Annotated in this window: 25 protein-coding genes; 2 read left to right on the forward strand and 23 right to left on the reverse strand. The window is 66.2% G+C overall.

Annotation, left to right across the window (positions count from 1 at the left end; genetic code table 11):
* Positions 1-69: 69 nt before the first annotated feature.
* The 13 genes from HAV18_RS37290 to ndk form a co-directional block, all read right to left on the reverse strand.
* Positions 70-261: a DUF2065 domain-containing protein gene (locus tag HAV18_RS37290; RefSeq protein ID WP_011352254.1), complete on the reverse strand. Its 192-nt coding sequence runs from the start codon at positions 259-261 to the stop codon at positions 70-72.
* Positions 262-297: 36 nt separating this feature from the next.
* On the reverse strand, positions 298-1,197 hold the full coding sequence (gene hflC / locus HAV18_RS37295; protein ID WP_166965734.1) for a protease modulator HflC: 900 nt from the start codon (positions 1,195-1,197) through the stop codon (positions 298-300).
* Positions 1,198-1,212: 15 nt separating this feature from the next.
* A complete protein-coding gene (gene hflK / locus HAV18_RS37300; protein ID WP_166965736.1) occupies positions 1,213-2,559 on the reverse strand; it encodes an FtsH protease activity modulator HflK in 1,347 nt (448 codons plus the stop codon).
* 47 nt (positions 2,560-2,606) lie between these two features.
* Complete coding sequence (gene hflX, locus HAV18_RS37305) at positions 2,607-3,782, reverse strand: GTPase HflX (RefSeq protein WP_208102279.1); 1,176 nt, start codon at positions 3,780-3,782, stop codon at positions 2,607-2,609.
* A gap of 72 nt (positions 3,783-3,854) precedes the next feature.
* Positions 3,855-4,094 carry an RNA chaperone Hfq gene (hfq, locus tag HAV18_RS37310; RefSeq protein ID WP_006399927.1) on the reverse strand — a complete coding sequence of 80 codons (240 nt, stop codon included), beginning with the start codon at positions 4,092-4,094 and terminating at the stop codon, positions 3,855-3,857.
* Between the two features lie 155 nt (positions 4,095-4,249).
* Entirely contained in the window at positions 4,250-5,587 is a 1,338-nt protein-coding gene (der, locus tag HAV18_RS37315) for a ribosome biogenesis GTPase Der (protein WP_166965740.1), read from the reverse strand.
* Between the two features lie 247 nt (positions 5,588-5,834).
* Positions 5,835-6,980, reverse strand: coding sequence for an outer membrane protein assembly factor BamB (gene bamB / locus HAV18_RS37325; RefSeq protein ID WP_166965742.1), 1,146 nt, complete (start codon positions 6,978-6,980; stop codon positions 5,835-5,837).
* Between the two features lie 41 nt (positions 6,981-7,021).
* Complete coding sequence (locus tag HAV18_RS37330) at positions 7,022-7,651, reverse strand: tetratricopeptide repeat protein (RefSeq protein ID WP_166965744.1); 630 nt, start codon at positions 7,649-7,651, stop codon at positions 7,022-7,024.
* Between the two features lie 55 nt (positions 7,652-7,706).
* On the reverse strand, positions 7,707-9,047 hold the full coding sequence (gene hisS, locus HAV18_RS37335; RefSeq protein ID WP_011352261.1) for a histidine--tRNA ligase: 1,341 nt from the start codon (positions 9,045-9,047) through the stop codon (positions 7,707-7,709).
* A 20-nt stretch (positions 9,048-9,067) separates the two neighbouring features.
* The gene (ispG, locus tag HAV18_RS37340; protein ID WP_166965746.1) at positions 9,068-10,372 is read right to left on the reverse strand and encodes a flavodoxin-dependent (E)-4-hydroxy-3-methylbut-2-enyl-diphosphate synthase; all 1,305 of its coding nucleotides are present in this window, start codon (positions 10,370-10,372) and stop codon (positions 9,068-9,070) included.
* 112 nt (positions 10,373-10,484) lie between these two features.
* Complete coding sequence (locus tag HAV18_RS37345; protein WP_166965748.1) at positions 10,485-11,513, reverse strand: helix-turn-helix domain-containing protein; 1,029 nt, start codon at positions 11,511-11,513, stop codon at positions 10,485-10,487.
* A 164-nt stretch (positions 11,514-11,677) separates the two neighbouring features.
* Entirely contained in the window at positions 11,678-12,817 is a 1,140-nt protein-coding gene (gene rlmN, locus HAV18_RS37350; RefSeq protein ID WP_166965750.1) for a 23S rRNA (adenine(2503)-C(2))-methyltransferase RlmN, read from the reverse strand.
* 55 nt (positions 12,818-12,872) lie between these two features.
* The gene (gene ndk / locus HAV18_RS37355; RefSeq protein ID WP_011352265.1) at positions 12,873-13,298 is read right to left on the reverse strand and encodes a nucleoside-diphosphate kinase; all 426 of its coding nucleotides are present in this window, start codon (positions 13,296-13,298) and stop codon (positions 12,873-12,875) included.
* 249 nt (positions 13,299-13,547) lie between these two features.
* On the opposite strand from ndk, the gene HAV18_RS37360 reads away from it, so the two are divergent.
* On the forward strand, positions 13,548-14,246 hold the full coding sequence (locus HAV18_RS37360) for a Bax inhibitor-1/YccA family protein (RefSeq protein ID WP_006484459.1): 699 nt from the start codon (positions 13,548-13,550) through the stop codon (positions 14,244-14,246).
* A gap of 64 nt (positions 14,247-14,310) precedes the next feature.
* Here HAV18_RS37360 and rlmD read toward each other — a convergent pair whose 3' ends face one another.
* Complete coding sequence (rlmD, locus tag HAV18_RS37365) at positions 14,311-15,765, reverse strand: 23S rRNA (uracil(1939)-C(5))-methyltransferase RlmD (protein WP_208102275.1); 1,455 nt, start codon at positions 15,763-15,765, stop codon at positions 14,311-14,313.
* Between the two features lie 152 nt (positions 15,766-15,917).
* Between rlmD and HAV18_RS37370 the strand changes: the two genes are divergently transcribed.
* Positions 15,918-16,772, forward strand: coding sequence for an endonuclease/exonuclease/phosphatase family protein (locus HAV18_RS37370; RefSeq protein ID WP_166965754.1), 855 nt, complete (start codon positions 15,918-15,920; stop codon positions 16,770-16,772).
* A 30-nt stretch (positions 16,773-16,802) separates the two neighbouring features.
* Here HAV18_RS37370 and HAV18_RS37375 read toward each other — a convergent pair whose 3' ends face one another.
* The 9 genes from HAV18_RS37375 to HAV18_RS37415 form a co-directional block, all read right to left on the reverse strand.
* Positions 16,803-17,579: a 3'-5' exonuclease gene (locus HAV18_RS37375; protein ID WP_166965756.1), complete on the reverse strand. Its 777-nt coding sequence runs from the start codon at positions 17,577-17,579 to the stop codon at positions 16,803-16,805.
* A gap of 3 nt (positions 17,580-17,582) precedes the next feature.
* Positions 17,583-18,671: an RNA polymerase sigma factor RpoS gene (rpoS, locus tag HAV18_RS37380; RefSeq protein WP_166965758.1), complete on the reverse strand. Its 1,089-nt coding sequence runs from the start codon at positions 18,669-18,671 to the stop codon at positions 17,583-17,585.
* A gap of 11 nt (positions 18,672-18,682) precedes the next feature.
* Entirely contained in the window at positions 18,683-19,570 is an 888-nt protein-coding gene (locus HAV18_RS37385) for a peptidoglycan DD-metalloendopeptidase family protein (RefSeq protein ID WP_166965760.1), read from the reverse strand.
* A 5-nt stretch (positions 19,571-19,575) separates the two neighbouring features.
* Positions 19,576-20,508 carry a protein-L-isoaspartate(D-aspartate) O-methyltransferase gene (locus HAV18_RS37390; protein ID WP_166965762.1) on the reverse strand — a complete coding sequence of 311 codons (933 nt, stop codon included), beginning with the start codon at positions 20,506-20,508 and terminating at the stop codon, positions 19,576-19,578.
* The gene (gene surE, locus HAV18_RS37395) at positions 20,505-21,266 is read right to left on the reverse strand and encodes a 5'/3'-nucleotidase SurE (protein WP_166965764.1); all 762 of its coding nucleotides are present in this window, start codon (positions 21,264-21,266) and stop codon (positions 20,505-20,507) included. The genes HAV18_RS37390 and surE overlap by 4 nt, the downstream gene beginning before the upstream one ends.
* Positions 21,267-21,488: 222 nt before the next feature.
* Positions 21,489-22,694 carry a CaiB/BaiF CoA-transferase family protein gene (locus HAV18_RS37400; RefSeq protein ID WP_166965766.1) on the reverse strand — a complete coding sequence of 402 codons (1,206 nt, stop codon included), beginning with the start codon at positions 22,692-22,694 and terminating at the stop codon, positions 21,489-21,491.
* 48 nt (positions 22,695-22,742) lie between these two features.
* Entirely contained in the window at positions 22,743-23,339 is a 597-nt protein-coding gene (recR, locus tag HAV18_RS37405) for a recombination mediator RecR (protein ID WP_006478665.1), read from the reverse strand.
* A 31-nt stretch (positions 23,340-23,370) separates the two neighbouring features.
* Complete coding sequence (locus tag HAV18_RS37410) at positions 23,371-23,697, reverse strand: YbaB/EbfC family nucleoid-associated protein (RefSeq protein WP_006482124.1); 327 nt, start codon at positions 23,695-23,697, stop codon at positions 23,371-23,373.
* Positions 23,698-23,789: 92 nt separating this feature from the next.
* Positions 23,790-26,144, reverse strand: a complete 2,355-nt coding sequence (locus HAV18_RS37415; protein ID WP_166965768.1) for a DNA polymerase III subunit gamma/tau — start codon at positions 26,142-26,144, stop codon at positions 23,790-23,792.
* Positions 26,145-26,187 lie beyond the last annotated feature (43 nt).

The following is a 26,187-nucleotide window of genomic DNA, read 5'->3' on the forward strand; positions in this document are numbered from 1 at the left end:
GATGTGAATCGGAAATTCTGAATTCGGGCGGGACGAACGGCGGATGCGCCGTCCGGATCAGGTCCCCGGTCAGGTAGCGAGCAGCAGCAGTATGAGCCCGAGCACCATCACGATCAGCCCGCCGATCCGGATATGATGCGGCGGCCGCTCAGCTATTCTACGAAACGTGTCGCGCCAGGCGACGGGAAACACGAAGGGGAACGCCCCCTCGATGATCAGCATCAGCGCTACTGCGAGCAACAACGAGCCAGCCAGGTCCATGCGAGCGACGGCGCCGCTCGACGCGGCGCCCCAAAGTCAGTGTTTGCGGGGAGCAGGCGCCGCCGGTGCGGCACCGCCCGTCGGACTGCGCATGAAGCGGAAGAACTCGCTGTCGGGATCGACGACGATGATGTCGTTGCGCTTGAACGTGTTCCGGTAAGCCTGCAGGCTCGCGTAGAACTGATAGAACTGCGGATCGCGGCCGAACGCGTCGGCGGCAATCGTCGCGGCCTTCGCGTCGCCCTCGCCCTTGATCGTCTGCGCAGACTTGTACGCGTTCGCGAGCACGGCCTGCTGCTCGCGTTCGGCGTCGGCCTTGATCTGCTCGACGTCGGCCGTGCCTTGCGCACGCACCTGTGCCGCCTGATCGCGCAGTGCGCCGATCATCCGCTGATAGACGGCATCGGTCTGCGCGGCCGGCAAGTCGACGCGCGTCAGCTGGACATCGACCACGTCGACGCCAAAAGCGGACGCCTTTGCCTTCACTTCGTCGCGGGCCGCATCAGCGATCGCGCGCTGGCCGCCGAGCGCATCGTCGAGCGCATGCTTGCCGAACGCGTCGCCGAGTGCGCTCTTCAGTGCGCCGCCCAGACGTTCGCCCGCTGCCGCCGGGTCGCCCCCCGTCGCCGTGAAATACTTCATCGGATCGCTGATCCGGTACTTCACCGCATAGGCGACGAGCAGGTCGTGCTTGTCTTCCGTTGCCAGTTGCAGCGGATCCGACGACTCGAGCGATTGCAGGCGCGTGTCGATCAGCGTGGCCGTCTGCAGCGGCGGCGGCAATTTGAAATGGATGCCGGGCCCCGCCAGCTCGGGCTGCGCGCCGTCGCGCCCCGACAGCACGGCTGCATGGCGCGGATCGACGGTAAGGACTGTCGAGGATGCCGCGAAGGCAACGATCACGATTGCGACGACGAGCGCAATGATTCGGTTCATGTTCTGCGCTCCCCGTTACTTCGTATCGTCTTCGCGCGACCGGCTGCGAAACGCTTCGCGCGATCGCAGCACGTCGTTGCCCGACGCCGCCGCAGCCGACGCCGCACTCGCGGGTGCCGCTGCAGCCGGCGCGACGGCGGTCGGTGCCGACGCCGCATCGGGTGCGGACGCGGACGCGCCGTTGGACGCCGCGGCGTTTTGTCGCCCCTGCTCGACGAGCTTGTCGAGCGGCAGATACACGACGCTGTTGCCGCCCTTGTTGCCGACGAACACCTTCGTCGAGTTCGAATAGATTTCCTGCATCGTCTCGAGATACATCCGCTCACGGATCACCGCAGGCGCCTTCGAATACTGCGCATAGACCTGCTTGAAGCGGTCGGCATCGCCTTCGGCTTCCGTGACCACGCGATCGGCATACACCCTTGCTTCGTCGACGAGCTTCGCGGCATCGCCCTGCGCCTTCGGCAGCAGGTCGTTCGCATACGCCTGCGCGGCGCGCTTCGCGGCCTCGCGCTCGTCACGCGCCTTGGCGACTTCGCCATACGCGGCCTGTGTCTGCTCGGGCGCCGCAACGCTCTGCATCGTGACGGCCGTCACCTCGAGCCCCGACTGGTAGCGATCGAGATCGCGCTGGATCGCGGCGGAGAGCTGCTCGCGCAGCGCGTCGCGGTCCTGGTTCAGCACGTCGGCCGCGCTGCGCGTACCGACGATCGCGCGTACCGCAGCCTGGGCGGCCTGCGAGACGCTGCGCTCGGGATCGACGCTGCGGAACAGGTAATCGGTCGCGGAACGGATCCGGTACTGGACGATGAAGCGCACGTCGACGATATCGGCATCGCGCGTCAGCATCGCTGCTTCCTTCACGTTCGCGAGACGCACGACGTTGTTGCGGCCGATCTCGATCGAGCGAACCTGCGTCGTATCGACGATCTCGTGCGACGCAAACGGATACGGCGCGCGCCAGTGCACGCCCTGGCCGACCGTGCCGGACAGCTTGCCGAGCTGCAGCACGACGCCCGTCTGGCCTTCCTGCACGACGAACAGCCCGCTGCCCGCGTAGACCGCGACCAGTACGCCGATCACGATGCCTACGCCGACTCGCGCGGCTCGCCCGTTGTCAGGACGGAAACCGTTGCCGCCCTTGCCGCCGAACAGGCCATTCAGGCGCCGGTTGAAGTTGCGCCACATCTCGTCGAGGTCGGGCGGACCATCGCCGTCGCCGCCTTGCGGACGCTTCGATTCGTTCGGACGGGGACGGGATCCGTCTTTGCCATTGCCTTCGCCGCGTCCCCAGCGGGGATCGTTGATCGACAGCAAGGCGCGCATCCGCCGCCAGGTACTCCGCTCGTTGTATTCGTTCACCAGAGTTTGTTCACCAGATAAGACGCCGGCGAACCGGCCGGGACCGGTTAGCGCCCGTGTTCGGAAATCGTGTGGTCTTCGTGTGGTTCAGCGGAGGCGCCGTCGAGCGCGCCGCTGGGTAACGTCGCGCTGGAGAGGTGTTCCGCGGAGGCGATTTCGGCGATGGCGGCACGCAACGTATCAAGACCCTGACCGGTGCGCGCGCTCAAAAAGACGCGCGAAATATTACCATATTCGTCCCGCTCGACCGCGTCGCCGCGGGCCGCCAGCTCGGGTACGGCGTCGATCTTGTTGAACACCAGCACCTGACGGATCGTGTCCGCGCCGATTTCGTGCAGCACGCCGTTGACCTGCTCGATCTGCTCGAGCCTGACCGCGCTCGATGCATCGACCACATGCAGCAGCAGATCCGCGTGAATCGTTTCCTCGAGGGTCGCACGGAATGCAGCGACCAGCTGGTGAGGCAACTCGCGGATGAACCCGACCGTATCCGACACAACGATCTGGCCGACCTCGTCGCCGAGGTACACGCGCCGCGACGTCGTGTCGAGCGTGGCGAACAGCTGGTCGGCCGCATACGCCTGCGCTTTGGTCAGCGCATTGAACAGCGTCGACTTGCCCGCGTTCGTATAGCCGACGAGCGACACCGACATCGTGCCGCTGCGCGCGCGCTGACGGCGTTGCGTGCTGTGTTGCCGGCGCAGCCGGTCGAGCCGCGACTTCAGCATCTTGATGCGCTCGCCGATCAGCCGACGGTCGGTTTCGAGCTGGGTTTCGCCAGGGCCGCGCAGGCCGATACCACCCTTCTGCCGTTCGAGGTGGGTCCACGCGCGAATGAGTCGCGTCGACAGGTACTGAAGCTGCGCGAGTTCGACCTGCAGCTTGCCTTCGTGGCTACGGGCGCGCTGCGCAAAGATGTCGAGGATGAGACTGGTGCGATCGACCACACGCCTGTTAAGTGCCTGCTCCAGATTACGTTGCTGGGCGGGCGCCAGTGCGTGGTTGAAGATGACGATTTCGACGTTGTGCGCGTCGCAGGCGAGCCGGAGTTCTTCGGCTTTGCCGCTGCCGATGAACATCTTGGCATCGGGACTGGCGCGACGACCCGTGAGGGTGACGGCGGGACGGGCCCCCGCGCTGGAGGCGAGAAGACTGAGTTCTTCGAGACTGGCTTCGAAATCGGTCTTGCCGAAATCGATGCCGACGAGCGCTGCGTTGATCAAATTATCGGGTGTCAAGATAAGGCGGCTGGCATCGGTCGCTCGCGGCGACCGGATGCCGGCCGCTGCGATAGGTTAGGACGAGGCTTCCGCGTCCGGGTGGAAATTCACCGGGCGCGCCGGCACGACCGTCGAGATGGCGTGCTTGTACACCATCTGGGTCACCGTATTACGGAGCAACACGACGTACTGGTCGAACGATTCAATGTTCCCTTGAAGCTTGATGCCATTGACGAGGTAGATCGAAACGGGAACGTGCTCTTTGCGCAGTGCGTTCAAAAACGGGTCTTGTAACAATTGCCCTTTGTTGCTCATGGCGTACTCCATCTTTTTTTGCAGGTTGATCTGGATTGGCGGCGAAGAAAAAGAGATCCGGCGCCAATCGCTACACTATAGCCGATTTTGCCTGGCCAGCCCGGGGCATAGGCCTTGCGGCCAACCCCTTGCATAACGGGTGTAACAGGCGTGCTTCAGCTCTTGTCCGCGTACGGATTGTTCGACGAACGGAACTCTATGCGCAATGGAGTCCCCGTCAGTGAGAAAGTTTCGCGGAACCGGTTTTCCAGGTAACGCTTGTACGTTTCCGTCACGGCGTCGAGTGCATTGCCGTGGATGACGATGATCGGCGGATTCTGGCCGCCCTGGTGCGCGTAGCGCAGCTTCGGACGCACCGGGCCGCGACGGCGCGGCTGCTGGAACTCGACCGCCTCGATCAGCGCGCGCGTGAGCTTCGGCGTCGGCAGCTTCGCCATTGCCGCCGCGTACGCGTCGTCGACCGAGCGCATCAGCGTGCCGATGCCCGTCTTCTTCGTGGCCGAAATGAAGTGCGATTTCGCGAAGTCGAGGAATTTCAGCTTGCGGGTCAAATCCGCTTTCGCCCGATCGCGCGCATGCTCGTCGAGCCCGTCCCACTTGTTGACGCCGATCACGAGCGCGCGGCCCTGCTCGACGACGAAGCCGGCGATGTGCGCGTCCTGGTCGGAAATGTCCTGCTGCGCATCGAGCAGAAGAATGACGACGTTCGCGTCGGAGATCGACTGCAGCGTCTTCACGACCGAGAACTTCTCGATCGCCTCGAACACCTTGCCGCGGCGCCGCAAGCCGGCCGTGTCGATCAGCGTGTATTTCTTGCCGTTACGCTCGAAGTCGACATAGATCGAATCGCGCGTCGTGCCCGGCATGTCGAACGCGATCACGCGATCCTCGCCGATCAGCGCGTTGACGAGCGTCGACTTGCCGACGTTCGGGCGACCGACGATCGCAATCTTGATGCCGCGCGACGGGTCGTTCTCGTCCTCTTCCGCCGGACGGTCGGCGTACGCGACCTCCAGCGCTTCGTTGATCATGTCGGTCACGCCGTCACCGTGCGCGGCCGAGATCGCGCGCGGGTCGCCGAGCCCGAGCTCATAGAAGTCGGTCGCGACCGCCGTGTACTTCATCCCCTCGGCCTTGTTGACGACGAGGAAGATCGGCCGGCCGGTCTTGCGCAGGTAGTCGGCGATCGACTTGTCCTGCGGCGCGAGCCCGTTGCGGCCGTCGACGATGAACACGACGACGTCGGCTTCCTCGACGGCCTGGCGCGTCTGGCGCGCCATCTCGTGCAGGATGCCGTCCTTCGCGACGGGCTCGAAGCCGCCGGTATCGACGACCAGGTACGGCCGCTCGCCCGTCCGCCCTTCGCCGTAATGGCGATCGCGCGTCAGGCCCGGCAAGTCGGCGACCAGCGCATCACGCGAACGCGTGAGCCGGTTGAACAGCGTGGATTTCCCCACATTGGGGCGCCCAACAAGGGCAATGACCGGTTTCATCTGTGTTTTCTACGGTGAAGCGCAGCAGCGGGAGGCCCGCTGCTGCGGGCGGCTGCGCTGAATGAAAATATCACGAATTCGCGCAGCGCCGGATGCGCGCGCCGGGCGCGCGTTACGCGCCGTCGTCTTTCGTCTCGAACTGCCTTTCAAATACCGAGCGGCCGGGAGCACCGGCCGCCTTCAAGTCGCGCGAGCGCGGCGCGCGGGACAAGCCCGTCGCGCCGCGCTCGCGCATGTTTCCTGCGCGTCAGCGCGGACGGAATCCGTACAGGCCGCCGTCCTTCGTCTGCACGACGAGCGTATTGCCTGCGAGGACCGGCGCCGCCGTAATCGCGCTGCCGTCGGTCTTCATCCGTGCGATGAAGGTGCCGTCTTCGCGCGACAGGAAGTGCACGAAGCCCTTGTAATCGCCCATCACGACCGCGTGCCCGAGCAGATACGGCACGCCGACGTCACGGCTCTTCAGCTTGTCGTTGCGCCAGAGCTGGTTGCCCGAAGCGGCATCGTACGCGGTCACGACCGACCAATCGTCGCCGCCGGCGACGACCGAATCGTCCTGCGCGAGGCCGCTGCGGCTCGAGAACGCCTTTTCCCACAGCGGGCGCCCCGAGTTCGCATCGAAGCAGCCGAGCTGCCCCTGGAACGTCACCGCGCAGGCTTCCGCGCCCACGAGCGTCGGCGGGCCGCTGACGTCGTTGATGCGCTCGACCTCGGTCACGCCCTTCGGGAACGAGACAGGTGTCTGCCAGAACGGCTCGCCCGTCTGCAGGTTGATCGCGACCAGTCCGCCGCCGGGGAAGCCCGCCAGCACCGCCGCGTCACCTGCGAACGTCATGCCGGCCGACACGCGCAGGTTCAGCGGCACCGCGCGGTTGCGGTAGTTCCACTTCTGCTCGCCCGTCTGCGCGTTGAACGCGATCACCTGGCCGTCGATCGTGCGGACGACCACCAGGCCGTTGCCGACGAGCGGCGGCGAGAAGATCTCGCCCTGCACGCTGGTCTTCCACAGTTGCTTGCCGTCCGGACCCAGCACGAACACGCCGCCCTTCAGCGCGCCGACCGCGGTCAGGTTGCCGTCGCTGCCGACACCAGCCGACAGGTCCGAACCGACCTTCGAACGCCAGAGCGTCTGGCCCGTCTTCGCGTCGATCTTCTCGACCGAACCGTTTTCGCCCGCCGCATAGACGGCGTCGCCCACGGCCACCGGCGAGAACAGGTAGCGTCCACCCTTGCCGACGCTCGCCTTCCAGACCTGTTGCACGTCCATCACGGGCTTGAACTCGGTGAGCGGCGTCGGCACGCGGCGCGCGTCCTTCGACGACGAGCAGGCCGCCAATGCGAGGACAGCCGCCGCGCAGGCAGCGGGCACAGCGTAACGTTTCAGCAAATTCATCGGTTAGCGAAGCAGAGTTAAGAGGTTGAGGGGACCGGGGTTCAGCCGCCGAGCGCGTCCAGCTTGAACTGCACGAGCTGGCGCGCAGACTGGTCGTCCTTCGACAGGCCGTCGAGCGCGAGCTTGTAAGCGGCACGCGCGTCGTCGGTCTTGCCTTGCGCGGCAAGCAGATCGCCGCGGCGATCGGCCACGAGGCCCTTGAATGCATCGACCGGCGTACCCGACAGCAGCGCGAGGCCCGCGTCGTACGCCTTCTCGTCGAGCAGCAGCGACGCGAGACGCAGCTTCGCGATCTGCTTGTACTCGTCATCCTTGGCGTGATCGGCAGCCCATTGCAGCTGCGCCTTCGCACCTGCCGCGTCGCCGGCCGCGTAAAGCGTCTTCGCAGCGGAGAGCGCCGTCATCTGTGCATACGGCGTGCTGCCGAACTTGTCTTCCATGTCGGCGGCCGCGCGAGCCATCGTCGCCTTGTCGTTCGCGGCGGCAGCCTTCTGGACCTGTTCGTACAGCCCGGACGCCTCGGCAGCCTGACGGCGCTGCCAGTAGTTCCAGCCATTGAAACCGGCCGCGACGACGAGCGCCGCGAGCACGATCCACGTGGTGAGGTTGCCCCAGCGGGCCCACCACGCCTTGAGACTTTCAATCGATTCTTGTTCGTCGTGATAACTCATCGGCGAGCGATTCCTTCCTGTTCAGGCCTTTCTTGTCGAGCGGATGCCGGCGCGATCAGTCGTCGCCGTCTTCGGCGGATGCAACCATCGCATTGATTAGGAATTCGGTCAAGCCTTCGACCGGTACGGTCTGCTGAACGTTCTTTTCCCCATCTCCGCCCGCACCGCGCAGCGCCTTCACGCCCACCGTACCGTTCGCAACCTCTTCTTCGCCGAAGATCACCGCGAACGCGGCGCCGCTTGCGTCGGCCCGTTTCATTTGCGACTTGAAGCTCGCCGGCGCGCCGTCGGCGCTGCAGTGGAAGATCACGTCGAGACCCGTATCGCGCAGGCGCTCGGCCGCGATGAACGCCTGTTCGCGCGCGGTCTCACCCTGGTGCACGACGTACACGTCGACGCCTTCCTGCTCGGGCGCGAGATCGTCTTCCTTCAGCAGTTCGAGGATCCGCTCGATGCCCATCGCCCAGCCGCACGCCGCGGTCGGCTTGCCACCGAGCTGCTCGATCAGCGGATCGTAGCGCCCGCCCGCCGCAACCGTGCCCTGCGCGCCGAGCTTGTCGGTCACCCACTCGAACACGGTCAGGTTGTAGTAGTCGAGGCCACGCACGAGACGCGGGTTGATCTTGAACGGAATGTTGTTCGCGAGCAGCAGGCGCTGCAGTCCTTCGAAGTGCGCGCGCGATTCGTCGCCGAGGAAGTCGATCAGCTTCGGTGCGTTCTGCGCGATTTCCTGCAGCGCGGGATTCTTCGTGTCGAGCACGCGCAGCGGGTTCGTATACAGACGGCGCTTCGCATCCTCGTCGAGCACGTCGGCGAACTGCTCGAGGTACTTGATCAGTTCGACGCGGTGTGCGGCACGCTCTTCCGCGAGGCCGAGCGAGTTGATCTCGAGCTTGATGCCGGTCAGGCCGAGGTCATCCCACAGGCGCTGGCACATCATGATGATCTCGGCATCCGCATCGGGGCCCGCGAAGCCGAGCGCCTCGACGCCGACCTGGTGGAACTGGCGATAGCGGCCGCGTTGCGGGCGCTCGTGACGGAACATCGGGCCGATGTACCACAGGCGCTTCGGGCCGTCGTACAGCATGTTGTGCTCGATCGACGCGCGCACCACAGCCGCGGTGTTTTCCGGGCGCATCGTCAGGTTCTCGCCGTTCAGCGCGTCGGTGAAGCTGTACATCTCCTTCTCGACGATGTCGGTGACTTCGCCGATGCCGCGCGTGAAGAGCTGCGTGTGTTCGACGATCGGCGTGCGGATGTTCTGGTAGCCGTACGCGCGCAGCAGCGATTTCACGGTAGCTTCGAAGAATTCCCACAGGCCGGCATCCTGCGGAAGGATGTCGTTCATGCCTTTGACGCCGGTGAGCTTCTCGATCTTGCGTTTCTGTTCAGTCATCGTTCGTGTGTGTGGACGAATTAGTTCAGGGCCTCGGTGCGGCCGTAATTGCGTGCGACGTAGTCGCTGACGATCTGCTGGAATTCCTCGGCGATCCGCTCGCCGCGCAGCGTCTTGACCTTCTCGCCGTCGATGAAGACGGGTGCGGCCGGGTTCTCGCCCGAACCCGGCAGGCTGATGCCGATGTTCGCGTGCTTCGACTCACCCGGGCCGTTGACGATGCAGCCCATCACCGCGACGTTCATCTTCTCGACGCCCGGGTACTCCTTGCGCCAGACCGGCATCTGCTCACGCAAGTAGGTCTGGATCTGCATCGCGAGCTCCTGGAACAGCGTGCTCGTCGTGCGGCCGCAGCCCGGGCACGCGATCACCATCGGTGCGAACGAGCGCAGGCCCATCGTCTGCAGGATTTCCTGGCCGACGATCACTTCGCCCGTGCGCGGCGCGCCCGGTTCCGGCGTCAGCGAGATGCGGATCGTGTCGCCGATCCCTTCCTGCAGCAGCACGCCGAGTGCGGCCGTCGACGCGACGATGCCCTTCGAGCCCATGCCGGCTTCGGTCAGCCCGAGGTGCAGCGCGAAGCCGCAGCGGCGGCCGAGCTCGCGGTACACGGCGATCAGGTCCTGCACGCCGCTGACCTTGCACGACAGCACGATGCGGTCACGGCCGAGGCCGAGTTCGACCGCACGCTCGGCCGACCCGATCGCCGACTGGATCAGCGCCTCGTACATCACGCTTTGCGCGCCCCACGGCTGCGAGCGTGCACCGTTCTCGTCCATCATGCGCGCGAGCAGGTCCTGGTCGAGGCTGCCCCAGTTCACGCCGATTCGCACGACCTTGTCGTACTTGGCCGCGGCCTCGATCATCAGTGCGAACTGCGTATCGCGTTTTGCGCCCTGGCCGACGTTGCCGGGGTTGATCCGGTACTTCGACAGCGCCTCCGCGCAGCCCGGGTAATCGCGCAGCAGCAGGTGGCCGTTGTAGTGGAAATCGCCGACGAGCGGCACGGTCACGCCCATGCGGTCGAGCTGCTCGCGGATCGCCGGCACGGCGGCCGCGGCCTCGGGCGTGTTGACCGTGATGCGCACCAGTTCGGAGCCTGCGTTCGCGAGTTCCTTGATCTGGATCGCCGTGCCGATCGCGTCGGCCGTGTCGGTATTCGTCATCGACTGCACGCGCACCGGCGCGTCGCCGCCGATCGTCACGAGCTGCCCGCCCCAGCGGACATCCACCGCATGCGATACGCGGCGCGGCTGATGCCCGCCGAACACCGGCTCGGTTGAACAAATCTGACTGCTGCGTGGGGATTGAGCTTCGGATTGCATCGATAGATCCATTTACGCGGAATGCGCCGCGACGCGGCGCATGAATTGAAAAAGCGCCGTGCCCTCACGGCCTGCCGATATCGACGACAGGCCTTCGCCACGGCGCTTGACGTCAGGGCAACGTGAACCGCGCCACGTTACCCCGCGCTGCCGAATATTTTGCCGGATCGACGGGTTTCCCGTCGAACGCAACTGCGTCGAGGCCTGCCTTGTTGCCGATCGTGACCTTGAACGGGCCGTCGCCCGCGACCTGCTTCGCCTCGCCGCCCCGCACCAGCCCGGAGAACAGCTCCTTGCCGTTCTTGTCGCGCACGCTGAACCAGCTGTCCTGCTTGACCTTCAGTTCCACCATCGACTGGCCAGCCGCAACCGCGACGCTCGCCGGCTGAGCCGGCGCGGCGGCGCTTGTCGCCGTCGTTGCCACGACGGGCTGCGACGCGGCCGCCGTCACGACCGGCGCCACCGGCGCGGGCGCCGGAACAGCCGATGCAATTGCCGGCGCCGGGGCTGCGGATGCAGCAGCCGGGGCCGGAACCTCATTCGCGATCACGGCAGACGCGCCGCTCGAGGCCGCCTCTTCGACGGATGACGAGGATGCCGCCGCCGGCACGCTCGCGGCCGACGCATGCTCCGCGTCGCCGCTCTTGAAGCGCGCGAGCAGGCTCGACGAATCGCCGCCAGTGTGCCACATCAGTACGGCAACCACCGCGACCACGACAATCGCCGTGCCCCACAGCCACGGGTGATGCCGCGACGACCCGCCCAGCGGAATCGACACGCGGCCGCGCGGCAGATCCGTCCCCGACGACGCGGGCATCGACAAGTCGACTTCCGGCACCCCGCGCTCACGACGCAACGCCTGCGCGAACGGTTCCGGATCGACGCCTAGCATCTTCGCGTAGCTGCGCACGACGCCGAGCGCAAACGTGACGCCGGGCAAATGGCTGATGTCACCCGCCTCGAGCGCCCGGAGCTTCTGCGGTGCGACCTTGAGTCGCGCCGACACGTCGTCGACGGTCCACCCTCTTGTCTCCCGAAGCTGCGCCAGTCGGCTTCCGACCGCCGCAAGCGATTCCAACCCTGCCGGTGCCGGCTTCGCGCCATTCGTCTCTGCGCCGTTAGACGGCTGCGGCTCACTCATCCTTGTCCTCGCGTCGATTCTTCTTCACTGGCGGCCGCCACCGGTTCCCGCCGGCCGGCACCCGCAACTGTCCATACCATGCGCGACGCCGAGGCGCCGCGACCGATCGCTATTCGCGTGTTGTACCGCCAACAGGCCCTGGCATCCCCGGCCAGGCATCCCTGTCAAACTGCCCGAACTTCGATGATTTTTCCTGCAGTACCCGTTCGTTCCGCGAGGCGCGTGCGATCCTTCACCGCGCCGGCCAGCTGGCCGCACGCGGCATCGATGTCGTCGCCGCGCGTCTTGCGCACGGTCGTGACGACACCCGCGTCGATGAGGACCTGTGCAAAGCGCTTGATCTGCTCCGGCTTCGAGCGGATGAGGCCCGATTCCGGAAACGGATTGAACGGGATCAGATTGAACTTGCACGGCACGTCGCGCGTGACGGCCAGCAATTCGCGTGCATGCGCTTCGGTGTCGTTGACGCCGTCCAGCATGCAGTATTCGAAAGTAATGAAGTCGCGCGGCGCGACTTTCAGATAACGCTGGCAAGCCGCCATCAGCTCGCGCAGCGGGTACTTCTTGTTGAGCGGCACCAGCTCGTCGCGCAGCGCATCGTTCGGCGCGTGCAGCGAAACGGCCAGCGCAACCGGCAGCTCGGCACCGAGGCGGTCCATCATCGGCACCACGCCGGACGTCGACAGCGTAACGCGGCGGCGCGACAGGCCGTACGCATTGTCGTCGAGCATCAGCCGCATCGCCGGCACGACTGCGCTGTAATTCAGCAGCGGCTCGCCCATGCCCATCATCACCACGTTGGTGACGACCCGTTCGGCCTTGCCGTTCGGGCCGGGCGCGCGGCCCAGCGACGCTCGCAATGCAAATTCGGCCATGCGGAGCTGGCCAATGATTTCGGCTGTCGACAGGTTGCGGGAAAAGCCCTGCTTGCCCGTCGAACAGAAGCGGCAGTTGACCGCACACCCGGCTTGCGACGACACGCACAGCGTGCCGCGCGTCTCTTCCGGGATGAACACGGTTTCGACCGCATTGCCGTTTCCGACGTCGATCAGCCACTTGCGCGTGCCGTCGGCGGAAACGTGATCGCTGGCGATCTCGGGCATGCCGATCGACGCGCGGCCCTTGAGTTTCTCTCTCAAGGACTTCGCGAGATCGGTCATGCCGTCGAAATCGCCAGCGTTGTACTGATGGATCCAGCGCTGCAACTGCTTGGCGCGGAACGGCTTCTCGCCGAGGCTGCCGCAGTACGCGACAAGACCCTCGGCATCGAAGTCGAGAAGATTGACGGAAGTTTCGCTCGTCATGATGTGCTGCCTTGCCGCGTGCGCTGGATCCTGCCTACTTGCTGTCAGCCAGGGCTTAACGCGAGTAAACGTTCATTTCCGGGAAGAAGAACGCGACTTCGACCGCTGCCGTTTCTGCAGCGTCCGAGCCGTGAACGGCGTTCGCGTCGATGCTGTCGGCGAAATCGGCGCGGATCGTGCCCTTTTCTGCCTTCTTCGGATCCGTTGCGCCCATCAGGTCACGGTTCTTCAGGATCGCGCCTTCACCTTCCAGAACCTGGATCATCACCGGGCCCGAGATCATGAAATCGACGAGGTCCTTGAAGAACGGACGCGCTGCGTGAACCGCGTAGAACTTCTCTGCGTCAGCACGCGACAGGTGTGCCATGCGCGATGCGACGATCTTCAGGCCGGCGCCTTCGAAACGGCTGTAGATCTGGCCGATCACGTTCTTTGCCACCGCATCCGGCTTGATGATCGACAGGGTGCGCTCGATTGCCATAAAAACTCCAAGAAATTAAGAAGTTACAGGTTCAAATGAATCCGCTATTGTAGCACGATCCCGTGTATCATTGCGATTGAACCCTTACACACGTGAAAGGTTCCGAATCTATATGTTTTGTGCCGCACGGCCATTGAAACCTCCCGGCACGGAACGTATCTTAGCCATAGCTGCTCCGGTTTGCTGCGCCGCACACCGCGTGTGCCGAACCGGCCCCGGACGCCCACGCGTTCAATGTTAGGAGAAACCATGAACGACTATCCGTACAATTTCGGCCGCGGCGGTTCCGTCAGCACCGCCGAGGTTCGCAACCGCGTGCTGCGGAACACGTACTGGCTGCTCGCGCTGTCGATGGTGCCGACCGTGCTGGGCGCCTGGGTCGGCGTCGCGACAGGCTTCTCGCTGTTCGCGGCCACGAGCCCGATGATGAGCCTGCTCGCGTTCTTCGCGATTGCGTTCGGCTTCATGTTCGCGATCGAGCGGACGAAAAACAGCGCGGCCGGCGTGTTCGTGCTGCTCGGCTTCACGTTCTTCATGGGCCTGATGCTGTCGCGGCTGCTGAGCTTCATCCTCGGCTTCTCGAACGGCCCGTCGCTGATCATGCTCGCGTTCGGGGGCACCGGCATCATCTTCGCCACGATGGCGACGATCGCCACCGTCAGCAAGCGTGATTTCTCGGGTCTCGGCAAGTGGCTGTTCATGGGCGTGATCGTGATCCTGCTCGCGTCGGTCGCGAACATCTTCCTGCAGCTGCCGGCGCTGATGCTTACCGTGTCGGTGCTCGCGATCGCGATCTTCTCCGCCTACATGCTGTTCGACGTCCAGCGCGTCGTGAATGGTGGCGAGACGAACTACATTTCGGCGACGCTCGCGATCTACCTCGACCTGTACAACGTGTTCACGAACCTGCTCGCGCTGCTCGGCATCTTCGGCGGCAACCGCAACTGACGTTCGCCATGCATCATGAAAAACCGGCCCGCGGGCCGGTTTTTTTACGTCCGCCGCCCGGGGATCAGTCGCGCTCGAACAGCGCGATCGATTCGACGTGCGACGTATTCGGGAACATGTTCACGACACCGGCGCCCTTCAGGCGGTAGCCGGCCTCGTGCACGAGCAGGCCCGCGTCGCGCGCCAGCGTCGACGGGTTGCACGACACGTAGACGATGCGCTTCGGCAGCGGGCCTTCACCGCTTTGCGCGATCTCGGCCAGCGCCTTCGACACCGCGAGCGCGCCTTCGCGCGGCGGGTCGATCAGGAACTTGTCGAATGCGCCGAGCGCACGGAGGTCGTCACCCGTCACCTCGAACAGGTTCCGGCACGCGAACGTCGTGTGGCCGTCGACACCGTTCTCGCGCGCGTTCGCCAGTGCACGCGTCGTCAGCGTGTCGCTGCCCTCGATGCCCATCACCTCGCGCGACAGCCGCGCGAGCGGCAACGTGAAGTTGCCGATTCCGCAGAACAGGTCGAGCACGCGGTCGTCGCGCGACGGCGCGAGCAGACGCAGCGCGCGGCCCACCAGCACGCGGTTGATCTGATGGTTGACCTGCGTGAAGTCGGTCGGCTTGAACGGCATGCGGATACCGAATTCCGGCAGCGTGTAGTCGAGCGACACGTCGAGCGGATAGAACGGCGTCACGGTATCAGGGCCCTTCGGCTGCAGCCAGAACTGCACCTTGTGCTCGTCCGCGAACGCGCGCAGCAACGCTTCGTCGTCGGTGTTGATCGGCTCCAGCACACGCAGCACGAGGGCGGTGACTTCCGAGCCGACCGCGAGCTCGATCTGCGGCATCCGATCACGAATCGACAGCCCCTCGACGAGCCGGCGCAGCGGCACCAGCATCGCCGACACGTGCGGAGGCAGCACTTCGCAGCTCGTCATGTCGGCAACGTAGCTGCTCTTCTTCTCATGGAACCCGACCAGCACGCCGCCCTTCTTTGCGACGTTGCGCACGGTCAGGCGTGCACGGTAGCGATAGCCCCACGACGGGCCGTGGATCGGCGCGAACATCGTTTCAGCGCGCAGCTTCGCCAGGTGCCACAGATTGTCTTCGAGCACGCGCTGCTTGACCGCCACCTGTGCGCGCATATCGAGATGCTGCATCGAGCAGCCACCGCAGGTGCCGAAGAACGCGCATTTCGGCTTCGTGCGCATCACGCTCGGGCGCAGAATATCGACAACCGTCGCCTGCTCGTAGCTCGGCTTGCGGCGGTAGCTCGAATAGGTCACGCGCTCGCCCGGCAGTGCCCCCTCGACGAAGATGACCTTGCCCGGCTCGCCGTCCTCGGTGATCGTGCGGCCGACACCGCGCGCTTCCATGTCGAGCGATTCGATCTCGAGAACCGGGGCGATTCCGGGCGCGACGGGCGCATTTCTTGATTTGCGCGCAGAAGTGGGGACGGCTTCGGACACCAGCTTTTCCTGACAAACGTTGAAGAAGGCGAGATTGTAGACGACGAAGGCTCGCATCGCCCGCTTTGCATGAGGCAAGCGTCGATACTTAAGCATAGACGGCCCGGCATTGCGCCGGAACGGCCCGGCAGCCCACGGCCGGCGCAGAGGCAGTGGAGCCGATCGGGAGCCGCCCCCGACCCGGAATCCGCCCGGCAGGAGATTCGACCATGCGACTGATCGACTGGAACATCCAATGGGGTCGGGACGCGAACGGCGTCGTCGATCTTTCGCGCACCGTCGCTGCGATCCGCAGGCTCGGCGACTTCGACGTGCTGTGCCTGCAGGAAGTCACGCGCGGCTTCGGCGCATTGCCCGGCCGACCCGGCGCCGACCAGTTCGCCGAACTCGCGGCGCTGCTGCCCTGCCATACGATCGTCGAAGCGATCGGCGCCGACCTGCCGTCCATCGAAGCCGGCGCACCGCGCCGCCAGTTCGGCAATGCGATCGCGACCCGGCTGCCGGTCGGGCGCGTGCTCCGCCAGTTACTGCCGTGGCCGGCAGACGCCGGCGCGCCGTCGATGCCGCGCGTCGCACTCGACGTCGAGTTGCAGACACCCTTCGGGCCACTGCGCGTGGTCACCACGCATCTGGAATACTATTCGGCGCGCCAGCGGCTCGCTCAGGTCGACGCGCTGCGTGACCGGCACCGCGAGGCCTGCGCGCACGCGGCACGACCGGCACCTGCCGAAACCGTTGAGGGGCCGTTCAGCGCGACTGGCCAGCCGTGCGATGCGATCGTCTGCGGCGATTTCAACAGCGCGTTCGGCAGCGATGCCTATTGTCGATTCCTGGAGCCGATCGCAGACGCGCCGCGCTTCGTCGACGCGTGGGTCGAACGGCACCCCGGCCGCTCACCACCGCCAACGGCGGGCGTCTACGATACGGTGCAATGGTCGGAGGGGCCGCTCGCGTGCGACTTCGTATTCGTGACCGATACGCTGCTGCCGCGCGTCATGCACTGCGACATCGACGGCGACGTCCGCGCGTCGGATCACCAGCCGGTACTGCTCGAACTCGATTGATCGTGCCGGCCGCGGCGCAACCCGCACGCGCTACGCGTCGAAGCCAGCCAGGTATTCGGCCCAGTGCGACGCAGGCTCCTGTGCAAGCGAGTTCTTCACAAGCAGGATCTCGTCCGCATACTCGCTCGGCGTCAGGCCGCCACGCATCAACTGGAACCGGCAGTACAACAGGTAGGTGTTGACGACGTCGGTTTCGCAGTAGTTGCGGATTTCCTCGATCCGCCCGTCCTGGAACGCCGGCCACACCTGGCTGCCGTCCATCCCGAGCTTGCCCGGAAAGCCGCACATCTTCGCGAGCGCGTCGAGCGGCGCGTTCGCGCGCGCCTGATACATCGCGAGCACATCCATCAGGTCGGTATGCCGCGAGTGATAGCGCGAGATGTAGTTGTTCCACTTGAAATCGCGGTCGTCCTCGCCCAGATCCCAGTAGCGGGTCGCGGGAATGCCATGCACGAGCGCGCGGTAATGGAGCACCGGCAGATCGAAGCCGCCGCCGTTCCACGACACGAGCTGCGGCGTGTATTTCTCGATCACGCGGTAGAACGACTGGATCAGCGTCGCTTCGTTGTCCTGCGCCGTGCCGAGCGAGCGTACGCGAAAACCGTTGTTGTCACGGAACACGCACGAGATCGCCGCGATGCGCTGCAGGTGGTGCGGCAGGAAATCGCCGCCGGTCTTCTCGCGGCGGGCGGCGAACGCATGTTCAGCCACCGCGGCATCGTCGAGCGTCGCGGGCAGGTCTTCCAGACGGCGAATGCCGTCGACATCGGGAATCGTCTCGATGTCAAAAACAAGAATCGGAGTCATCTGTTACAGAACGGCGTCCTTGCGCACGCCGTTGGAGGCAAAAAACCGCTTGAGGCGCACCAGCGCTTCCTGCTGGATCTGGCGCACGCGCTCGCGCGTGAGCCCCATCTCGTCGGCAAGCTCCTCGAGCGTCGCCGGTTCGATGTGGTTCAGGCCGAAGCGGCGCTCGATCACGTGCCGATGCTTGTCGGACAGCCGCGACAGCCACGCGCGGGTCAGCGTCTCGAGCTCGCGGTGCTGCACTTCGGCGTCGGGCGACTGGCTCTGGTCGTCGGGCAGCAGGTCGAGCAGGCTGCTCGCGGGATCGAGGTCGAGCGGCGCGTCGAGGGACGCCGTGTGCTCGTTGAGCGCGAGGATGTCGGTGACTTCCTCGGCGGTCTTGCCGGTGAGATAGGCGATGTCGTCGATGCTGGCTTCGCGGCGCTCGGCCGCTTCGCCCGTCGACATCGAATTCTTTTCGAGGTGGCGCTTCGCGCGCAGCACCTGGTTCAGTTCGCGGATCACGTGCACGGGCAGGCGCACCGTGCGGGCCTGGTTCATGATCGCCCGCTCGATGCTCTGCCGGATCCACCACGTCGCGTAGGTCGAAAAACGGAAGCCGCGCGTCGGGTCGAATTTTTCGATCGCGTGCATCAGGCCGAGGTTGCCCTCCTCGATCAGGTCGAGCAGCGGTACCCCACGGTTCAGATACCCCTTCGCAATGCTGACGACGAGGCGCAGGTTGCGCTCGATCATCACCTGCCGCGCCTCGAATTCACCGGCCTTGGCCAGACGCGAATAGCGCTGCTCCTCCTCGACGGTGAGCAGCGGCTTCACACTGATACGGTTCAGGTAATGCTGGATCGTGTCGGCCGTGAGTTCGGCCTGTAGCATCGTGCGGAAATCGTCGACATCCGGCGCCGCCTCGGCGCGGCCTTCGCGCTCGTCGTCGCCGCCGTCCGCCTCGGCGTCGCGCGCCTCGAGATCGCGTTCGTTATCCGCGCTGTCGTCATCGTCGTCCGTCGAAGCACCCGCTCGCCCCACCGATGCTTGCGTGGCACGACTGATCTTCTCAGACTCGGCTTGCGGCTCGTGGCGCTTCGATTTCGGCATGGTCGTCTCGGTTATTGAGGCGGCAAATACTTCAGCGGATCGACAGGTTTACCCTGCCGGCGAACCTCGAAATGCAGCATCACGCGGTCGGAGTCGCTGTTACCCATCTCGGCGATCTTCTGCCCCTTCGTTACCGCGTCCCCCTCTTTTACCATCAAAGCGCGATTGTGTGCATACGCCGTGAGGTAAGTTGCATCGTGTTTGATGATAATGAGGTTGCCGTAGCCACGCAGGCCATTGCCGGAATAGACGACGCGGCCGTCGGCTGCCGCCTTCACGGCCTCGCCGGCCGTACCGCCGATATTGACGCCCTTGTTCTTCGCGTCGTCGAACCCGTTCAGCACGGGGCCGCGCGCGGGCCACGCGAACGTCACGGGGCCACTCGGCGCAGCTGCCGTGTCGCTCGATGCGCCTGCCGCGGCAGGCGGTGTCGCAACCGAGGACGACATACCGGCGGCCGGCGTTGCCGGGCCGCTGCTGAGCGGCGCGGTAGCAACGGCGGCGCCCGCGATCGGCGCGGCGACCTGCGTGCCCGCCACGGCGGCACCGGCCTGCGGCGAAACGCGCAGCAGCTGGTCGACTTCAATCTGATTCGGGTTCGCCAGGTTGTTCCACGCGGCGATGTCGCGATAGTTCTGCCCGTTTTCGAGTGCGATCCGGTACAGCGTGTCGCCCGGCTTCACCCGGTAGTAACCCGGCGGCGCCGGCGGAAGCGGCACCGCGGGCTGCGCGGCGGCAGTCGTGCCGAGCGAACCGGAGCGATCGACGACGGGCGCGTTGTCGAGCCGCGTCGCACAGGCGGCCAGTAGCGTGGAGAACGCAGCTACGCAGATCGCGCGCTGGGCGAGCGTGAGCGGTTCCCTGGATCGGTTGTTTTGCATCGCGCGCAACATACTCATCGGTTTCAAATTACTCCGGATTTTAAAGGGACAAAGAAAACGCGATCAAGCCGTGACTCTCGCCATTGCGCGTGCGCGACGCGCTCGACGAGCGTGAGCACCTGGTGCTGCCCGCTCTGCGCGCCGACCGGCGCGACGAGCCGCCCGCCGATCGCGAGCTGCTCGAGCAGCGCCTGCGGCACGTCAAGCCCTGCCGCCGCGATCACGATCGCGTCGAACGGGGCCGCGGACGGCAGGCCGACACGCCCGTCGCCGTAGTGCAGACGGATGTTCGGCACGCGCAGCGGCCGCAGGTTCAGCTTCGCGCGCTCGTAGAGCGGCTTGATGCGTTCAATCGAATACACGTCGCGTGCCACGTGGCTCAGCACGGCGGCCTGATAGCCGCAGCCCGTGCCGATCTCGAGCACGCGCTCGAGTGTGCGGCCGGCCATCGCGAGCTCGATCATGCGCGCGACAACCGACGGCTTGGAAATGGTTTGCTGGTGGCCGATCGGCAACGCCGAATCCTCGTAGGCCTGCGTCGCGAGCCCCGGATCCACGAACAGGTGGCGCGGCACCGCGGCCATCGCGTCCAGCACGCGCGCGTCGGTCACGCCGTTCGCGCGCAATCGTTCGACCATCCGCTCGCGCACGCGTTCCGACGTGAGCGCGAACGCGCCGGCCGGCGCGACGCTCGGCGCAGCCGGTTTCGGCATCGCGGGCTTCAGCGCGGTCGGCTTCGGTGCGGTCGCGGGCTTCGCGGCGGCGGAACCGGGCAATGCTGTTCGCGCCGCAGCAGGTTTCACCGCAACCGGTTTCAGCACGGCCGCGGGCTTGTCGGCGGCCTTCGATACCGCGACCGCCGCATGGCGTTCGCCGGCCCGAACTTCCGACTTGCGTGGCGCTCGCTTGAGATCCTCGAGCGCGAGCGGGAACCGCTTCGCGCGCTCGCCGCTCATGAAGCCCGCCCTCCGGCGCTCGCCCAATCGCGCGTCGCGGGCAGCATCTGCGTGTGCGTAAGGTCCAGCTGCAGCGGCGTGATCGACACGAAACCGTTTGCCACCGCGTGAAAATCGGTGCCTTCGCTGGCGTCCAGCGCTTCGCCCGCCGCGCCGATCCAGTAGATCGGTTCACCGCGCGGGTCGGTCTGGCGAATCACCGGCTGCGACGGGTGACGCTTGCCGAGACGCGTGACCTTCCAGCCTTTCAGTTCGTCGTAAGGCAGGTTCGGAATGTTGACGTTCAACAGCGGTTGTCCCGGCAGCGGATGCGCGAGGTAGTGCCCGACGATTTCCCCGGCGACGCGCGCCGCGTCCGCCAGATAGGCCCAGCCCTTGTCGGCCAGCGAAAACGCGATGGCCGGCACGCCGAACATGATGCCTTCGGTGGCGGCTGCAACTGTCCCCGAATAGAGCGTGTCTTCGCCCATGTTCTGGCCGTTGTTGATCCCGGAAACGACGAGGTCCGGCCTGGCGTCGACCATCCCGGTCAACGCGACGTGCACCGAATCGGTCGGCGTGCCGTTCACGTAGAAGAAACCCGTACTCGCCGCACGCTGCACCGACAGCGGCCGCGACAACGTGAGGGAATTCGACGCGCCGCTGCAGTTCTGCTCGGGCGCGATCACCGTGAGCTCGGCCAGCGGCTGCAGCGCGTCGCTGAGCGCGGCGAGACCGGGGGCGAGATAGCCGTCGTCGTTGCTGAGTAGGATTCGCATCCGGCGATTGTAACCGAGGAAAGATGGCGCGAGAGCGACAGTCCGGCGACTGCGGATGGACCGTTGCGGGCACCCGTACACGCTGCGCCGCCGCGTTGCGCGGCGGCGTTCCGCGCGCTCAGGAAAACGCCGGGCCGCCCCGGGTTTTCCGCCGCCGAAGGAGCCCCCTTGGGGAAGGCTCCCTTCGGGGAGCCTGGCACGCGGCGACAGGCCCGGGAGCGCTCAAATCGCGCCCGCGTCGCGCAGTGCCGCGATCGCCTGCACATCGTAGCCGAGGCCGCGCAGCACCTCGTCCGTGTGCTCGCCGAGTTCGGGCCCGAGCCAACGCGTTTCGCCGGGCGTATCCGACAGCTTCGGCGTGATGTTCGGCAGCGGAATGTCGGTGCCGTCGGCCAGCTTGAAGCGCTGGATCATCTGCCGCGCGACGAACTGCGGATCGGTGAACATGTCGGCGGCGCTGTAGATGCGACCGGCCGGCACATCGGCCGCGTTGAGCACGACAAGCGCTTCATCGATCGTGCGCGGTGCGAGCCACGCGGCAATCGCGTCGTCGATCTCCTGCGTGCGCGGCACGCGCCCGTCGTTTTGCGCGAGCGCGGGATCGTCGGCGAGGTCGTCGCGCTCGATCGCCTTCATCAGCCGCTTGAAGATCGGGTCGCTGTTGCCGCCGATCACGATGCTGCCGTCGCGGCATGCATACGTGTTCGACGGCACGATACCCGGCAGCGACGCGCCGGTGCGCTCGCGCACCATCCCGTACACGCCGTATTCGGGCACCACGCTTTCCATCATGTTGAAGACGGCTTCATACAATGCAACGTCGACCACCTGCCCCGCACCGCCGTTGACCTTGCGGTGATGCAATGCCATCAGCGCGCCGATCACGCCGTGCAGCGCGGCGATCGAATCGCCGATGGAAATGCCGATGCGCGGCGGCGGCAGGTCGGGATATCCGGTGATGTGACGCAGCCCGCCCATCGATTCGGCGATCGCGCCGAAGCCGGGCCGGTCGCGGTACGGGCCCGTCTGCCCGTAGCCGGACAGGCGCACCATCACGAGGCCCGGGTTCTCGGCCGACAGCACGTCGTAGCCGAGCCCGAGCTTTTCCAGCAGACCCGGGCGGAAATTCTCGATCACGATGTCGGCCTCACGCGCGAGTTGCCGCGCGATCGCCTTGCCGGCGTCTGCCTTCAGGTTGAGCGTGACCGATTTCTTGTTGCGCGCCTGGACGGACCACCACAGCGACGTGCCGCCCTGCTCCGGGTGGAGCTTGCGCCACTTGCGCAACGGGTCGCCACCGTTCGGATCCTCGATCTTGATCACTTCCGCGCCGAATTCGGCGAACAGCCGCGACGCGAACGGCCCCGCGATCAGCGTTCCGAATTCGAGCACTTTGACGCCCGCGAGCGGGCCCTGGCTGGTGCTCATGTGTCTCCCTGGCATGAGGAACGGCGCCGCCGACCGGCGGCGCCCGACTTACATCGTGCGGCGATCGAGCATCGCGCGGGCGATGGTACCCGCATCGACATATTCGAGCTCGCCGCCCACCGGCACGCCGCGCGCGAGGCGCGTGACCGCAAGCCCGCGCGCCTTCAGCGTCTGGCCGAGGTAGTGCGCGGTGGCTTCGCCCTCGTTCGTGAAGTTGGTCGCGAGCACGACTTCCTTGACTACCCCATCGGACGCGCGCCGCACGAGGCGGTCGAAATGGATTTCCTTCGGGCCGATCCCGTCGAGCGGGCTCAGCCGCCCCATCAGCACGAAATACAGCCCGCGGTAAGTCATCGTCTGCTCGAGCATGATCTGGTCGGCGGGCGTCTCGACGACGCACAGCAGCGTCGGATCACGCTCTTCGTCGCTGCAGACCTCGCAGATCTGCGCTTCGGTGAACGTGTTGCACTTCTCGCAGTGCTGCAGGTGCTCGGTCGCGAACAGCAGCGACCGGCCGAGCCGCTCCGCGCCTTCGCGATCGTGCTGCATCAGGTGGACCGCCATGCGCTGGGCGGATTTCGGCCCGACGCCGGGCAGCACGCGCAACGCTTCGACGAGAGCGGACAGGGCGGACGGCTGTTTCATACGGCGGCAAAAAGTGGCACGGACGCCGCGCTCAGAACGGCAGCTTGAAGCCCGGGGGCAGCGGCAGGCCCGACGTCATGCCGCTCATCTTTTCCTGCGACGTCGCTTCGGCCTTGCGCACGGCGTCGTTGAACGCAGCTGCGACGAGGTCCTCGAGCATGTCCTTGTCGTCCGCGAGCAGGCTCGGGTCGATCGACACGCGACGCACTTCGTTGCGGCACGTCATCGTCACCTTGACGAGACCGGCGCCCGACTGCCCTTCGACTTCGATCAGCGCAAGCTGCTCCTGCATCTTCTTCATGTTTTCCTGCATTTGCTGCGCTTGCTTCATCAGTCCGGCGAGGTTGCCTTTCAACATGGGAATACTCCTTCTTGATCGTGTGAAAACCGGCACGCGGCGCGTGCCGGTCAATGTGTGGGCGTGATTGTGCCTGTCGCGGGGCGGTCAGTTCAATGCAGCGTCGGCGGCGGGCCGTCCGGCGCCGCGTCGGCGAGCGGGCGCACCGAACCCTCGACGATGCGCGCACCGAAGTCACGCACGAGCTGCTGGACGAACGGATCGCCGTGAATCTCCTGCTCGGCCTCACGCTGGCGTGCCGCGCGCGCGGCCGCATCGAGTGCCGCCGCCGTACGCCGTGCGGGCCCGACTTCGACCGCCACCTCGACCGGCTTGCCGAGCGCATCGGCCAGCGCGGCCTTCAGCTTCGCCACCTGCGCAGCGTCCGCATATTGCGGCACCGGCACGGAAAGTTTCAACGTCGTCGCATCGACCGCCGTCAGCTCGCTGTTGAACGCGAGCTGGTACGCGACACCCTTGAGCGGCAGCCGCGCGGCGAGCGCCGGCCAATCGCCGTCGAAGCCGACTGGATCGAGCGCGATCGCGGGCGGCAGCGGACGCGTGTCGACCGGTGCGGACGGACGCATTTCCGCCGGCTTCGGCGTCACGCGCACGTCGTCGGGGCCGCTGTCGAATACCGGCACGAAGCCATCGTCCGGCGGGCCGCCAAACATCTCGTCGGCGCTGAGTGGCACGTAGTCGTCGGGCGGGATGTCCTCCCACGGCGGCGAGGCCTGGCGCGAATCGGCCGCTTGCGGCGCACGGGCCGCAGCGCGCGGCGTCGGCACCTGTACGGCGGCGGGACGAGGTGCGGCCGGCTTCTCGGCGGCCGGCTGGGCCGCCGGTTTCGCGGCAGCGCCTGCGCGCCCGCGGTCGGACGACACACGCATCCCCGCGTTGCGCAGCACGTCGAGCGCGGCGGCGGCGCCTCCGGAACGCGCTGCCGGACGCGCGGCGGGCTCGGGCGGCGCAGCGCGCGGCACCGGTTCGGCCGGCGCAGCCGGTTCGTCGCTACGCTGCGCAACGGCAGTGGGCGGCTCGGGTTCATTGCGGACGGGTGTCGGCTTTTCGCCGGCCGGCTCTGCTTGCGACTCCGCTTGCAGCGCTGCGGCCGGATGCGGCTGCGGCGTTTCGACGACTGGCGCGCCAACCGGGGCCGGTGCGGTTACCTGGACGGCAGCCGGCTTCGCGGCCGGCCGGGCCATTTCGTCGCCCGACTGCACCGGCGCCGCGGGCGCAGCCGTTGCGGCAGCCTGCGGCCGCGCTGCCTCGGCAGGTGCGGCCGATACCGGCTTCGCCGCAGCAGCCGTTGCCGCCGCAATGCGCGGACCCGGCACCGCACGCGGCACGGAAGGCTGGCCGCCCGGCGCACTGCCGGCTGCAACAGCCGGCTCGAACGCGAGCATCCGCAGCAGCGTCATCGTGAAGCCGGCGTACTCGTCCGGCGCCAGGCCGAGTTCCGCGCGACCGACCGTCGCGATCTGATAGAACAGCTGGACCTGCTCGGGGCTCAGCGTCTCCGCGAAGCGGCGCAGGTCGCCCGCTTCGGGCCACTCGTCGAGCACCGAGCCTGGCGCGAACTGCGCCCACGCGATCCGGTGCAGCAGGCTCGCGAGATCCTGAAGCGCAGTCGAGAACGACAGGCTGCGCAGCGACATCTCGTCGGCAATCGCAAGGATTTCCGGGCCGCTGCCCGCTGCAAGCGCGTCGAGCAGACGCACCATGTAAGTCTGGTCGAGCGCACCGAGCATGCCCGACACGGCCGACTCGGTCACCTCGTTTGCCGAGTAGGCGATCGCCTGATCGGTGAGGGACAGCGCGTCGCGCATGCTGCCCTGCGCCGCACGCGCGAGCAGGCGCAGCGCCTGCGACTCGAACGTAATGTGCTCTTCGCCGAGAATCCGTTCGAGATGCGACACAATGTGCCCGGCCGGCATCTGCTTCAGGTTGAACTGCAGGCAGCGCGACAGCACGGTGACGGGGATTTTCTGCGGATCGGTCGTCGCAAGGATGAACTTGACGTGCGGCGGCGGCTCTTCGAGCGTCTTCAGCATCGCGTTGAACGCGTGATTCGTCAGCATGTGCACTTCGTCGATCATGTAGACCTTGAAGCGCGCATCGACGGGCGCGTACACGGCACGCTCGAGCAGCGCGGCCATTTCATCGACGCCGCGGTTGCTCGCGGCATCCATCTCGACGTAATCGACGAAACGCCCTTCGTCGATCTCTCGACAGGCGCGACACACGCCGCACGGCTGCGACGTGACGCCGGTTTCACAGTTGAGCGCCTTGGCGAAAATCCGCGACAGTGTCGTCTTGCCGACACCGCGGGTTCCGGTAAACAGATAGGCGTGATGGAGACGCCCGCCGTCGAGCGCGTGCGTGAGCGCCCTGACGACGTGCTCCTGGCCGACGAGCGAAGCGAAATCCTTCGGACGCCACTTGCGTGCGAGAACTTGATAGGTCATCGGGAAATTGTATCAGTAACGCTGCGTCGCGCCGACACGCGAA

This window comes from Burkholderia sp. D-99 (assembly GCF_011605345.1).
Lineage (GTDB): Bacteria > Pseudomonadota > Gammaproteobacteria > Burkholderiales > Burkholderiaceae > Burkholderia.